The following is a 13,898-nucleotide window of genomic DNA, read 5'->3' on the forward strand; positions in this document are numbered from 1 at the left end:
TGCGTTACTTGACGGGGTAGGTATAAGTAAAGGTGATGACCCCTTTCTTGAGCTCGGCGTCCTGATAATCCGTGAACTGCACTTTGGCAATCTTACCATCGGCACCACGTACGAAGAAGACTTTTTTGCTCAATTTGTACGTAGGACCTGCAGGGCCGTGAGAGAACTCCAGCCAACCGCCCTGCGTAAAACCCTGTGGGCTCTTCACACCCGTTACAACTTCGTTGAAACCCTGCTCCTCGTACTCCATTTCATGGCCATTGGGCCCCATTGTATACTTGACAGTAATGCGACCGAGGATATCTGCAATATAACCTTCAGAGGGAATAGTTGTAGCCTGCGCAAGGTCTGTCACACCAGAGTAGAGCGCACCTCCTTGTCCCTTGCCACTCTTACCTCCATTGAGACGCACATCGTAACGGTGGAGAGCCATGTCCCATGTGAGATCGTTTTGGTAGTCTGTCACTTGTACTACCTCGCCCTTAGCGAAAGAGAAGTACTGCCAAGTCTCATACGCGGAAGCATCAATGGTTACGGTTTTGGTTACTGCTTCCGGCGTCGGCGGCACATTGGGCTCATCATTGCCACATGAAGAAAAGGCCACAAGAAAGCTAAGCGCACAGAGTGCGGGGTAAATTGTTTTTTTCATAATTATCTGATCTCATGTTTTGTTTCTGATCCGGTTGCAAAACTATCTCATCAAAAAAGTCCGCACAATCCCTCCTAATAGGTATTTCCTCGAAGCCGTCATACTAAATGGTGGGTATTATCGTGGTTTTCGAAGAAGACTCCCCATCTTTCGGCGGTCCTAATCGGCAAAAAGCCCTGTAATTTTCTTCGCAGGGCAAAAACCGGAATCACCTCTCTCCCCTTTCCACGCAAAAAGGGAAAGGGGCTGTGCCACATGATACACCCATGCGACACAGCCCCCCTTTAGGGATTGGGCACCCGACCGATTAGTGAGTCAATACTATCTTGAAGAACTCAGTCTTGCCTTCACGTGTTACAGCAGCAATATACACACCCGTATTGAGATGCTCGAGGTTCAGAGAATTCGCCACTGCAGTGGCTTGAACCGGACTCTTTCCATTCATGTCAATGATGCGGACATCGCAGGGCCTGTCCTCATTAATGTAGAGCATCTTGCCGTTAGTGTACACCCGGAATACATTGTTCTGCAACGGAGTCTCCACCGAAGTAGGTGTATTCAATGTCTTATCCAGACGGTAATAGTGATTTTTGTACTGATTTGAAGGCGTTTTGAGGGTGAAAGCCAATGTCTTGCCGTCGTAGCTCAGCGCAGGGTTGCCCACTGTAACTCTTAGACCGTCGGAATACATGGGTTCGAGCGTGAGTCCGTACTCGGCTTTGAGCCATTTGTCAAAAGCCACAGGCTCTGCAACTCCGGGCGTATATACCACGTTATGGTTGATGCCATCAATGAATTCATTGACCAGGAAAGCCGTACCATTGTCGGCAACGAGATATGTTTTGGTCATGAAGTATTCGACCAGCGTGTAGGAGTCGTCTTCGACAGAGAGCAAAAGAGGTTGGCTGCCCTTATTGGGATCGCCGGTGAAAAGATTGGCACCGATGACTTTGCCATGATTGTCCATTATGGGATAGCCATTGATAGCCTGACCGGTGAAGAACGCACTTGCCAATGTATTCCACTCCTGGACGGCAGCTTCGTATTGTGCCATCTGTTGGTTATACTCGGGTGTCCCCTCTTCTGCAGTCACGATTTCTTCTTGTACAGGAGGATTGCCCGGGCTGGGCAGGTCCAGATTGAAGCAGAGAGCTTCACCCTTGATCTGGTACTCGTATTCGTCTTGGGCGTTGCGCTTCCACACGATGGGAAAAACAAATTTGCTAAGCCCGTCCACCATGTGTCCGAGAACGACGGAGCCGTCTTGCGATACTGCCATGGGATCCACATGAAATACTTCTGACTCCGTCCAACAATCGTGCTGAGGCTTGACCAACTTACGATACTGATATGTACCGTCCTCCTGACGCTCATAGAGGAAAGCATCCGAAATGAGCGTGAAGTCCGGCAGCATATTGGTGTACGAATTGACGGCATACTTGCCGTCTGCCGTTACGTGACGGAGCCATCCGCCTTCAAAGCCATCTGGTTTGGGCAGATCGGTCCACTCTCCATCCTTGTAGAGACCATATTTGATGCCCGATGTCGTCACTCTCGAGGCCCAGAAGCTACCATCTTCGTTAATGGCCACAAGATAGACGGGAGTGTCGCTATTGCCGAGAGTGATCACAGTCTGATTAGCCTCGGTGTCATAGATATTAGTCACACCGGAGAGCCATCCCCCCATGTAACGTCCGTTAGGAGATACATGGTTGACTGGGTAATTAATTTCGCTACCGAGTTGATGGTGCGAAGATGCTTGTGTAGCATTTTGCGCAAGTACCAAGTCTGGCAGCATGGTGCACAACGCGCACACAGAAAGAAGTATTCTTTTCATACTCTTTTGTTTTGTAATGTTATTATCATATGCTATTTCTCTACCGTTTTCGTCTGACGCTATGCTTGCGCAGTGCCAAAGATAAATATCTTTTCCTCTTACAAACAACTCATTTCGCGATCAAAACCAAGACGAAACATCCCCCTTCCTCCTCCGCAGATCTCACCAGGACTTGCATCCGGCGACGTTTGCCCTTCGCCTTTGATACACTCCATTCTCTGAGGACAAGCATGCTCCGGCATCGTATGGCCCCCTCTGTAAAAATTTATGCAGATATGTTACAAACTTACACCCGCATAAACTCTCGAAAGAACTCGGGCCAAAAAGAAATTATTTTGGCGCCATTTGTTTAAAATTTATGCGCCAAATCAGAAACATTCTGGCGCGATTTTTTCGGATTTTAGGCGCCAGATTCACCAGATTTTCCGCGCACAAATTCGAGAAACACATTTCACCTCTCTCAAAGCATCGAAGAGTGTTAAAAAAGACGACACACCACCGGTCTTTTCTTCTATGTCCCCTTGTTATGTACATACACTACGATAATGTGCAGCCTCTCCGGCCACCGGAGCACCCATCATTACGTCTACTGTTCTTTTGGCGTGTGCATTCCTTCCTCTTCGGCAAGACAATAATTGAGGAGGCCTGCTATGAACTATCCCCACTATTGCATGTGTTCCAAATTTGTACATCTATAGCTCCGAAAAAATATGATTCCGAAAGAAAGCCGATCAACCTCTATTTATTGGTACTACCGAACGACAGGCTTATCGTTCTCGACCCCATTGACGCGAGTTTTGGGGGACAAAATCGCGCAAAAAAAGAGCTTTTGGGCAAAAATCCATTGAAAAACAATACTTTTGGCGAAATAAACCGTGCAACCAACAAACAAAAAACAACGAAAACTTATGCAACTAAGAAAATTTTTGTCGCTGAGCCTTGCGCTCTCTTCATGCCTCCTGCCTCTGAAGATGACAGCCCAGCAAGCTCAGCCGTTGCCCACCGATCCGGCTGTCCGCATCGGAAAACTCGACAACGGACTCACTTACTTCATTCGTCACAACGAGAATCCCAAAGATCGTGCCGACTTCTTCATCGCACAGAAGGTAGGCTCTATCCTTGAAGAGGATCATCAAGCCGGTTTGGCTCACTTCTTGGAACACATGGCGTTCAACGGCACCAAGAACTTCCCCGGCAAGAACTTGATCAACTATCTGGAGACAATCGGTGTACGCTTCGGCTATAATCTGAACGCATCCACCGGCTTCGACAAGACGGAATACACCATCATGGATGTCCCCACGACCCGCCAAGGGATCGTGGACTCCTGCTTGCTCATCCTGCACGACTGGAGCAACAACATCACTCTCGATGGCAAGGAAATCGACGAAGAGCGTGGTGTCATCCACGAAGAGTGGCGTGCTCGTCGCAATGCACAGCTGCGTTTGTTCGAGGCCATCCTCACCAAGGCTCTCCCCGGCAACAAGTATGCTCAGCGCATGCCCATCGGCACGATGGAAGTGGTGGACAACTTCCCCCACGAAGCACTCCGCGACTACTATAAAAAATGGTATCGTCCCGATCTCCAGGGTCTGGTTATCGTAGGGGACATCGACGTGGACTATGTAGAAAACAAGATCAAGGAAATGTTCAAGGATGTACCTGCACCGGTGAATCCTGCCGAACGCTTCGAAATACCCGTGGATGACAACGACGAACCCATCGTAGCCATCGCCACGGATGCAGAAGCAACAACCACCCAGTTGTCTATCAGCTTCAAGAGCGACCCCACTCCTCGTGAGGTACGTGGTTCTATCTTCGGCCTTGTAGAAGACTACATGAAACAGATCATCATGACGGCCGTAAACGAACGTCTGTCTGAGATCACCCACAAGCCCAACGCTCCTTTCTTGAGCGCCAGCGCTTTCTTCTCTCCTTTCATGTACATCGCGCAGACCAAGGATGCTTTCAACTTTGCAGCCACCGTGCGTGAAGGCGAAGCTGACAAGGCCATGACCGCCTTGGCAGCTGAGATAGAAAGTCTGCGTCAGTTCGGTCTGACGAAGGGTGAATACGACCGTGCCCGCACCAATGTACTCAAGCAGTACGAAAACCAATACAATGAACGCGACAAGCGTAAGAACAACGCTTATGCCAACGAATACTCTACTTACTTCACCGATGGTGGCTACATCCCGGGCATCGAGGTAGAATATCAAACAGTCAATGCCTTTGCTCCGCAGTTGCCCCTTGAAGCGGTAAACCAAGCTATCGCCCAACTCATTGATCCCGCCAAGAATGCTGTCGTAACGCTCACGGGGCCATCTAAGGCAGAAGCAAAAATACCAAGTGAGGCTAACTTCCTCGCTGCATTCAAGGCTGCACGCCAGCAAAAAGTAGAAGCCAAGAAGGATGAGGTGTCGGATCAGAAACTCATGGAGCAAGCACCCAAGGCAGGTAAAATCATTTCTGAGAAGAAAGATCAAAAATTCGGCACCACGGAGCTTATCCTAAGCAACAGCATCAAGGTATATCTCAAGAGCACTGACTTCAAATCCAATGAGATACTCATGAGTGCTGTCAGCCCCGGTGGTCTCCTCAGCAGCAAGAATGCCCCCACACAGGCTACAATGGGTTCATTTATGAATATCGGTGGTCTGGGCAACTTCAACGCTATTCAGCTCGACAAGGTGCTAACCGGCCGTTCAGCTTCGGTAAAGCCCAATTTGGCCATGCTGAGCGAAGGTCTCTCAGGCAAAACTACAGTAGAAGACATGGAGACATTCTTCCAGCTGATCTACCTCCAGATGACTGCCAATCGCAAAGATCCCGAGGCATTTAAGGCTACACAAGAAAAACTCTTCAACAGCCTGAAGAATCAAGAGGCTAACCCGATGTCTACTCTGATGGATTCAGTGCGTCACACCATCTACGGAGACAATCCGTTGACAAAGTCGCTTAAAGCTGCCGATATCGAGAAGATCAATTACGATCAAGTGATGAGCTGCTATCAAGAACGCTTTGCAGATGCGGGCGACTTCATGTTCTTCTTTGTGGGTAATATCGACGAAGCTAAGATGAAACCGCTCATCGAAACATATCTGGCCTCACTGCCCAATCTCAAACGCGGCGACAAAAAGAATATCGCTCAGGTGCCGGCCATCCGCACAGGACTCATCGATAATAAGTTCCGGAAAGCAATGGATACACCTACATCTACAATATTCGATCTCGTTTCCGGTAAGGTAGAGTACACACTCAAGAACGACATCCTCATGGAGATTTTCTCAGCAGTGATGGATCAGGTGTATACTGCCACCGTGCGCGAGAAAGAAGGTGGAGCTTACTCGGTATCTGCTTTCGGAGGACTGGAACAATATCCGCAGCCCACAGCTATGATGCAGATTTTCTTCCCGACCGATCCGGCCCGTGCCGAAGAGATGAATGCTATCGTATTTGCCGAACTGGAAAAAGTGGCAAAGGAAGGTCCTAACGTAGAATACTTCAACAAGACAGTAGAAAATATGAACAAGCAGTACAATGAAAACCTGCGTGAAAATAGCTTCTGGCTCAGTGGTATGCAAGCATACAGCTTCGAAGGAAACGACTTTGTCTCTGACTATCTGACCGTACTGAACAGTCTCAAACCTGCTGACTTGCAAAAGTTCGTTGCCGACATCCTCAAGCAAAACAACCGTTCGGTTGTAATGATGAGCCCCGAGGCAGCGAACTAAGACAGGAACGTGCCCTGTCCCGCTTGGGATAGAACTAAAATAACTTAAGAGGGTGTGCCGAGCTTTTTGCTTCGACACACCCTCTTAAAATTTGCAAGGTGAGCATTTTTACTTTCAAACTTGTGGTTTTTTCGCTGATTTAGGCGAAATATCTCAACAAAAACCTCTGAAAACCATTGCACAGAAGAAAAAATCGTTACTTTTGGCTTATTCATTTACCCATAGTTCTCATACTTAGTCACAGTTTGTCCACTACATTCTGCGCTTAATTGATCGGACTGGTGATATGAATCGAACTAAATTTTTGTCAAACTAATAATTGTGAAAAGATGAACAAGACAGATTTTATTGCAGCTGTAGCTGAAAAAGCGAACCTGACAAAGGCAGACGCTCAGAGAGCCGTAAATGCATTTGCAGAAGTTGTTGCTGACCAAATGAACGCCGGTGAGAAGATTGCTCTCATTGGGTTCGGAACTTTCTCCGTGAGCGAACGTGCAGCTCGTAAGGGTATCAACCCCAAGACTAAGAAAGCCATCTCCATCCCTGCTCGAAAGGTGGTTCGTTTCAAGGCCGGCTCTGCATTGGACCTTAAGTAATCTTTGATTAAGTATTGAGCAACGAAGCTACTGCTCAGAGCAGTAGCTTCGTTGTTTTATTCTAAGGGGATAGAGGTGTGATGATCGTCATTGGCGCATCACGCCGACCTTTCCCGATTATAGTTTCACAGAAATAGGTTCGAAGGAGCTCTTCCTCTCGTGCCATAAGACAAAATAAGATGAGACTTCTCCGCATTACCATAGCACTATGCCTATCGCTTTCTTTCGTGACAACCCTCACAGCACAGGACTCTAAGTGGTGGGCTAACATCCATGTCGGAAGAGAATTTTTCGGCCATTCGGCAGAAGAATTAAAGCGAGGCTGGAATGGAGGTATCGAGCTTAGATATTATTTGTCCGGATCCCTCTATCTTTTGGGCACGATGAACTACGGACTTGCCTCTACATCTTTTTCGTCCGGCTACTACGACGATAATGGCAATAATGCCACCGCCCGTCTCAAACGTCACAGCATCTTACCGGCAGTAGGTGCAGGATACGAATACCTGTGGGGCGATTATTATTCTTGTTATATGCAGGGAGGTGTAGGTTATGGGATGGAATGCACGACTATTTCCTACCCAAATAAAGAGACCCTTTGGGCAAAGCGTTTCGGTTGGCTCTTAGAAACAGGTGGAGACTACTTCATTCGTGAGAATCTTGCGATGGGCGTTTCTGTTGCTCACCTCCGAGTGGGCTTAAGAAACAACTGGACTGTCAATCTCAAATGCTCCATACCATTATAATAAGGAGAGTCAAAAGAATTCTCTTCCAAGCCCATGAGATGCGGAAGAGTGGATAAAGAAAAAACGGATGCCGTATGGCACCCGTTTTTTTGTGACCCGGGCGGGATTCAAACCCGCGACCTTCAGAACCGGAATCTGACGCTCTATTCAGCTAAGCTACCAGGCCTCTTGCGCGGCAAAAGTAAGCATTTCTTTCTGTTTGTCACGCCTATAGTGTCAGTTCCTCACCGCTTACGGCGGAAGATAAAGCTCAAATGCTTGAAGATAGACTTCTTACTTCCGTAATAATGCTTCATGATGACGAAACGTTCTATGAGCGAAGCCTTGTGATTCTTTCGCGTGACACCTCCTCGGTCGTCCAGAGAATGTATTAGGATCATCTCCGTATTGACCACATTGCGTGAAGCCTGCAAAATACGGATGCACCAGTCAAAGTCCGCAGAGAATCGGTATTTCATATTGTAAGGAGGTGCCACCAATCGCTTGGCGATGAACGCCTGATGACAGACAAGCATCCCATTTGAGAAATCACGCCACCCCAATTCATGAGGAGGACGGAGCCGTCGCAGTCCTTTTTCCCGACCGGTGGTATCTACTAATAATGTATCTCCGTAGAGAACATCTGGCAATCCCATGGGAGAATCTTTGATGCCATTGACTATCGTTTCGAGGAGTTCGGGCGAAGGGAGCTCGTCACCGGCATTGACAAACCAAACGTAGTCGCCAGTGGCTATGCGCAATCCTTTATTCATCGCGTCATATAATCCCTTATCCGGCTCACTGATGAGCCGAATACTCGGAGACAGTGAGCGAACCACCTCGGCGGTATTATCGGGAGAATCCCCATCTACTACTATATACTCAACGTGTGAGTATGTCTGCGCAAGCACGCTTTTTACGGTCTTTTCAATGATATCTTGCGCTTTATAACAGACCGTAATAATCGAAAAAACGGGATTGTTATCTTCCATTTTTATCCAAAATAACCAATGCCTATGTCGAAGCCGTCAACCTACGACAAGCTTCAATGCTGATCACATTTTATTTACTGACGATAAACCACCACTCTCCGTTCTTTGTTCGCTAAGCATTGGTATGGGAAAGTCTGGGAGTTGGTTTATTCAAAGTTGAACGTAAGCATGATCATTCTCGTCTGAGCTCTGTCGATCGACTGGGTGTATATGATTTTGGGATCATCTACGAGGTCGGGACGATCGTGCGTAATCACATCGGGGAATCCGAAGCTGAATCGCAACTCAGGACAGAACTTGAAATAACGAAGATAGAAATCGCAGCCAATCCCGATCTGCACGCCATAGTCGTTGGACTTGGTATAAATCTCAAGTCCTTTCTTTCGTCCAAGCTCCATAGTCCAGTATGGGCCACCGATCAGGTAAGGGCGGAAGTTATTCAGACGTCGCGAACTATATTTCAGCAAGAGAGGGAACTCCAGATAGTTCGATCGAACACTGAATGAGGCGACAGCTTTTTCCCCGTCAGAGTAAACAAATTGTTTGTCACCGAAGTGAAGTGTGGGCAGAACACGTAGGTTGAGATTAGACATGAGGAACATATCGCCGATCACTCCGACGGAGAAGCCCGGCGAGTAGTTAGATATCTGTGCATAAATGGGGCCGGCAGTACTGCCCTCCGGGACGAATCCATTATTATTGATAGCCAAGTCTTGCACATGCATCCCCACATGAAAGCCCAGATGATAGCGTTTGAAATCGGCATACGGGCGGTTCTGCACTTTCTCCGTCTGAGCCTGCAGTGCTTGCGTGAACAAGAGGCCGAGCAGACACATCAGCAAGAGACTGATTCTCTTCGGGAAACGAGATGTATATCGAGAGGTCATCTACAGAAAAGTCTTCTATTCTTGAAATTAGTGCGTAGAACTAACGTGTTATGGAGCAAAGATATTGTATTTTTGCGCGAATTGGCGCGTAAAAACGATTGAGGCGCCTTCGCATAACTCACCTCATAAAGAGCAAAAATGGAAGTAATACACTTAGGTGCCGGACACTCCCTTCTCAATCGATTTGTCATGGAGATGCGCGATGTCACCGTCCAAAACGATCGATTGCGCTTCCGTCGCAACATTGAGCGCGTAGGCGAAGTAATGGCCTATGAGATCAGCAAACAAATGACACAGATAAAGCGCACTGTCACCACCCCATTGGGAGAGTGCCAATGTCTTGTTCCCGGAGATAAGGTCGTGCTGGCCACTATCCTGCGTGCAGGACTCCCCTTCCACCAAGGGTTCCTAAACTACTTCGACTATTGTGAGAACGCCTTTGTCTCCGCCTATCGGAAGTACAAGGATCGGCTCAACTTCGATATTCACATCGAATACATCGCTGCTCCGGACATTACAGGGAAGACCTTGATCATATCCGATCCCATGCTCGCCACAGGAAGCTCCATGGAATTGGCCTACCAAGCTCTCCTCACCAAGGGTACTCCCGCACATATTCATATCGCCAGCATTATTGCCAGCCAACAGGCATTGGACTACGTACGCAGCGTCATGCCGGAGAATACGACCATCTGGCTGGCAGCTCTTGATCCTACAATAGACGAGCATTCGTACATCGTGCCGGGCTTAGGCGACGCCGGTGACTTGGCCTATGGCGAGAAGCTCTGAGCCTCGCACCATAGAACTATTGGCTCCGGCTAAGGATCTCGCCATCGGGAAGGCCGCCATCCTCCACGGTGCCGATGCTGTATATATAGGTGCACCCGCGTTTGGAGCTCGCGCTTCGGCCGGTGTGTCCGTCGAGGACATCGGAGAGCTGGTACGCTTTGCGCGACTCTACCGTGCCAAGGTCTATGTGGCGCTCAATACCATCCTCTATGACGAGGAACTAACCGAGGCCGAACGCCTCTGTCACGAGCTCTACCGCGTGGGGGTCGATGCTCTCATCGTGCAGGACATGGCTCTCTCCCGCCTCGACCTGCCACCCATAGCCCTCCATGCCAGCACACAGTGCGACATACGCACCGCCGAGAAGGTACATCTATTCGAATCTTTGGGCTACGAGCAAGTCGTCTTGGCTCGCGAGCTTTCCCTCCCCGAGATACGCAGCATAGCCGACCAGACCTCTGTGGCGTTGGAAGCCTTCGTCCACGGAGCCCTCTGTGTGAGCCTAAGCGGGCAGTGCTACCTGTCCGAAGCCGTGACCGGTCGGAGTGCCAATCGAGGAGCTTGCGCACAGCTCTGCCGACTACCCTACACCATGATCGATGCCGACGGGCGCATCATCCGTAGCGAGCAGCACCTCCTGTCACTCAAGGATCTGAATCGCTCCGCGGAGTTGGAGTCCATGCTCGAAGCCGGCATCTCCTCTTTCAAAATCGAAGGCCGACTCAAAGGCATCTCCTACGTCAAGAATGTGACGGCACATTACCGTCGTCTGCTGGACGAATTGCTCAGCCGCTACCCCGATCGCTACCGCAGAGCTTCGCGCGGGCGCAGCGCCCTTGCCTTCCATCCTGCTCCGGAGAAGAGCTTCAATCGCGGCTTCACCGATCTGCTCCTCAGCGGCAAGCGTGACGCTTCGACACTGATCACGCCCGAATCCAACAAAAGTCGCGGAGCTCACATAGGCCGTGTTTCCACAGTAGATCGCGACCGAATAGGCATCCACCTCCAAACCGATAACTCAAATGGCCCAACGGCCCTGTCCAATGGCGACGGCCTATACCTAATCCATCCCGACGGCAGCATGAGCGGCACGCGTGTGAACGTAGTACTGCCGGACGGACGACTACAGGTGGACAATCCTGTCGGCATCGCAAAGGGGACCGAAGTCTTCCGCAACTACGACATCCGCTTCGAGAAAGCCCTGTCGCAGGAGCAGTCGGCCGTCCGCCTCCTCCCCGTCTCACTCACACTGAGCGATTGTCCCTCGGGCTTTACTCTCACGATCGAATCTGAGGGTTATCCTTCGGCGACAGCCATGATCGAGGCTGCACACGAACCGGCCAACCGCTTCGACGAAGAGCAATTACGGAAGAATCTCTCCAAACTCGGTGGCACTCCACTCGAAGCCACATCCGTAAGCATCCGAATGAGTGGCAACTACTTCATCCCTCTCTCACTCATCGGACAGCTCAGGCGAAGAGCAGTAGAAGTCTTTGTGACGGCTGCGTCAGCCCTTCCCGAGCGTAACGAGGAGCAGACTGCCCCCCGTCGCACGCCCAAGCCCCCTACCCCGTCGGAGGATGGCCGTCGCTCCCTGTCCTTCCTCTCGAACGTGGCGAACCGCGAAGCCGAAGCCTTCTACCGCGAAATGGGATACACCTCCATTCAACCGGCTTTCGAGCGCAAACATGTACGTTCGGCCCCCCTTATGTTTTCCAAGCACTGCCTGCGCTACCATCTGGGCTACTGTCCCGTTTTTCAGCGGGAAGTCTCACCCTACCGCGAGCCGTACTACCTGCTCCGCGATGAGACGCGTCTGAGACTGGAGTTCGACTGCAAGCACTGTCAGATGCTTGTCTATCTGGATGACGTGGGCTGATCGGCCGCTTTCTGCCCTGATGGTACGACACCGCGTTTTTACGTCTTATTAACATTCCGATTGACGACGGAGCAATTTCAGAAAAATTGCAGGCCAAAATCCTGTCCATTATGGCGCGAGAAATTATTTTTTTTCGCGCCATTTATTTTTCTTTTTGGCGCGTATTCAAAAAAAATTTGGCGTGTGTTTTTTCGCCAATATGCCCATGTCCCCGAAAGGGGATGTCTAAACTCTTTTTCCGACAACAATACTTAACGCTTTTCGCTGCGTCTCAACCTTCGTTGTTAATAAGTTTTTTCCGTTCAAGTACAAGAAAGTCTTATTCTTTAGGGGGTAATAGCTAACTTTGAAGCGTCTCTATAGCATCATGACCACAAGCGAAAAGAAGAGAGAATAGTCCTGTATGTATAATCCTGATAAAGAGAACGTTTATCACATTCCGGTGATGTTGGAAGAATGTTTGGAGGGATTGTCAATCCGTCCGGACGGACGCTATGTGGACGTAACCTTCGGCGGAGGCGGCCACTCGCGCGCCATCGTAGAACGATTGGGCGCACAGGGGAGATTGTACGGCTTCGACCAAGATGCCGATGCCTCTCGCAATGCACTCGACGACGATCGGTTTGTCTTTGTGGCCTCCAACTTCCGTTACCTCGGGAACTTCATGGATTATTACGGAGAAGACCATATAGACGGCATACTGGCAGACCTGGGTGTCTCGTCACATCACTTCGATGAGGAAGAGCGCGGCTTCAGTTTCCGGTCAGAGACACCGTTGTTAGACATGCGCATGAACGCCCGTGCCGGCAAGAGTGCAGCGACCATCCTCAACGAATACGAAGCAGATGCACTGGCCGATCTCTTCTATCACTACGGCGAACTGAAGCAGGCACGCCGCATAGCAGCCTCCGTGGTCCAACACCGAGCGGCCACATCGGGCGGCCTACAGACTGTGGGGCAACTACTGGAAGCTGTACGCCCACTCGTGTCGCCCCGTGAGGTGAAGAAGCAGCTGGCTTGTATCTTCCAAGCCCTGCGCATAGAAGTGAACGATGAGCTGGGAGCACTGGAGCAGATGCTGCACGCTGCTCTTGACTGCCTACGTCCGGGCGGTCGTCTCGTAGTGATGACGTATCACTCGCTGGAAGACAGGATCGTGAAGAATTTCCTACGCTACGGAAGCGTGCAGGCTCCCGACGATGACCATCTGCGGCTCTACGGAGCACCGACCAGTCCGTGGCGCACAATCACGCGCAAGCCCGTCACAGCCTCAGCGGACGAGCTATCCGCAAACCCCCGTTCACGAAGTGCCAAACTGAGAATAGCAGAAAAAATATAATGACCGACACAACGAAACATTATATAGACGACGAGGAAGATATCCTCTATGATGAGACTCCTCCCCAAGAGGGGGAGATTCAGGCTGATGAGTCGGCTCCTCAGCCCACGGCCCAACCCACGAATCAGAAGCGAAAGAACACCTTTTGGGGCGTGATGGGGGGGTCTTTTCTGGAGCATCCCTGGGTAGCAAGCAACTTGAGATTGGGATTGGTACTCGTGTTCATGTCCATAGTCAACATCTGGAACGGCTATGAAGCCATTGATCAAGTGCGCCAGATAGGCCGCCTGGAAGAGCAAGTGCGAGACTATCGCTACCGAGCCTTGTTCAAAGCTTCGGAAGTTACCGCCATGAGTCAGAAGCTAAACGTGGAGAAAGCCATCCAAGAGCAAAACCTCGCGCTGACACTCTCACAGGTGCCTCCGTATATTCTCTATCGTCCCACCGGCAGCACCGACAAGAAAAAATAAG

At 50.0% G+C, this 13,898-nt stretch carries 11 protein-coding genes and 1 tRNA gene; 7 read left to right on the forward strand and 5 right to left on the reverse strand.

The window, feature by feature from the left end; all coding sequences use genetic code 11:
• Nucleotides 1–4: 4 nt before the first annotated feature.
• Both hmuY and C7382_RS04620 read right to left on the reverse strand, forming a co-directional pair.
• On the reverse strand, nucleotides 5–649 hold the full coding sequence (gene hmuY / locus C7382_RS04615; protein WP_116679143.1) for a hemophore-like protein HmuY: 645 nt from the start codon (nucleotides 647–649) through the stop codon (nucleotides 5–7).
• Nucleotides 650–956: 307 nt separating this feature from the next.
• The gene (locus C7382_RS04620) at nucleotides 957–2,486 is read right to left on the reverse strand and encodes a T9SS type A sorting domain-containing protein (RefSeq protein ID WP_116679144.1); all 1,530 of its coding nucleotides are present in this window, start codon (nucleotides 2,484–2,486) and stop codon (nucleotides 957–959) included.
• 908 nt (nucleotides 2,487–3,394) lie between these two features.
• Between C7382_RS04620 and C7382_RS04625 the strand changes: the two genes are divergently transcribed.
• The 3 genes from C7382_RS04625 to C7382_RS04635 all read left to right on the forward strand — a co-directional run bounded on the left by C7382_RS04625 (nucleotide 3,395) and on the right by C7382_RS04635 (nucleotide 7,562).
• The gene (locus tag C7382_RS04625) at nucleotides 3,395–6,220 is read left to right on the forward strand and encodes a M16 family metallopeptidase (RefSeq protein WP_116679145.1); all 2,826 of its coding nucleotides are present in this window, start codon (nucleotides 3,395–3,397) and stop codon (nucleotides 6,218–6,220) included.
• A 290-nt stretch (nucleotides 6,221–6,510) separates the two neighbouring features.
• Nucleotides 6,511–6,816 (forward strand): HU family DNA-binding protein, encoded by a 306-nt coding sequence (locus C7382_RS04630; RefSeq protein WP_262499704.1) that lies wholly within the window; start codon nucleotides 6,511–6,513, stop codon nucleotides 6,814–6,816.
• A 179-nt stretch (nucleotides 6,817–6,995) separates the two neighbouring features.
• Complete coding sequence (locus tag C7382_RS04635; protein ID WP_116679147.1) at nucleotides 6,996–7,562, forward strand: outer membrane beta-barrel protein; 567 nt, start codon at nucleotides 6,996–6,998, stop codon at nucleotides 7,560–7,562.
• A 92-nt stretch (nucleotides 7,563–7,654) separates the two neighbouring features.
• Here the strand turns inward: C7382_RS04635 and C7382_RS04640 are convergent.
• The 3 genes from C7382_RS04640 to porT form a co-directional block, all read right to left on the reverse strand.
• Nucleotides 7,655–7,728: transfer RNA gene (locus tag C7382_RS04640), tRNA-Arg, on the reverse strand.
• A 58-nt stretch (nucleotides 7,729–7,786) separates the two neighbouring features.
• Entirely contained in the window at nucleotides 7,787–8,533 is a 747-nt protein-coding gene (locus tag C7382_RS04645) for a glycosyltransferase family 2 protein (RefSeq protein WP_116679148.1), read from the reverse strand.
• A gap of 146 nt (nucleotides 8,534–8,679) precedes the next feature.
• Nucleotides 8,680–9,420, reverse strand: a complete 741-nt coding sequence (gene porT / locus C7382_RS04650; RefSeq protein WP_116679149.1) for a type IX secretion/gliding motility protein PorT/SprT — start codon at nucleotides 9,418–9,420, stop codon at nucleotides 8,680–8,682.
• 138 nt (nucleotides 9,421–9,558) lie between these two features.
• Here porT and upp point away from each other — a divergent pair, with 138 nt between their 5' ends.
• From upp to C7382_RS04670, 4 genes are all read left to right on the forward strand, one after another.
• Entirely contained in the window at nucleotides 9,559–10,209 is a 651-nt protein-coding gene (gene upp / locus C7382_RS04655; protein WP_116679150.1) for a uracil phosphoribosyltransferase, read from the forward strand.
• Nucleotides 10,193–12,088 (forward strand): peptidase U32 family protein, encoded by a 1,896-nt coding sequence (locus C7382_RS04660; protein WP_116679151.1) that lies wholly within the window; start codon nucleotides 10,193–10,195, stop codon nucleotides 12,086–12,088. The genes upp and C7382_RS04660 overlap by 17 nt, the downstream gene beginning before the upstream one ends.
• A 403-nt stretch (nucleotides 12,089–12,491) precedes the next feature.
• Nucleotides 12,492–13,427: a 16S rRNA (cytosine(1402)-N(4))-methyltransferase RsmH gene (gene rsmH / locus C7382_RS04665; RefSeq protein ID WP_116679152.1), complete on the forward strand. Its 936-nt coding sequence runs from the start codon at nucleotides 12,492–12,494 to the stop codon at nucleotides 13,425–13,427.
• Nucleotides 13,427–13,897 carry an FtsL-like putative cell division protein gene (locus C7382_RS04670; RefSeq protein WP_116679153.1) on the forward strand — a complete coding sequence of 157 codons (471 nt, stop codon included), beginning with the start codon at nucleotides 13,427–13,429 and terminating at the stop codon, nucleotides 13,895–13,897. Before rsmH ends, C7382_RS04670 begins: the two co-directional genes overlap by 1 nt.
• Nucleotide 13,898: the final 1 nt, after the last annotated feature.

Origin of the sequence: Porphyromonas loveana (genome assembly GCF_003096695.1) — a bacterium.
Lineage (GTDB): Bacteria > Bacteroidota > Bacteroidia > Bacteroidales > Porphyromonadaceae > Porphyromonas > Porphyromonas loveana.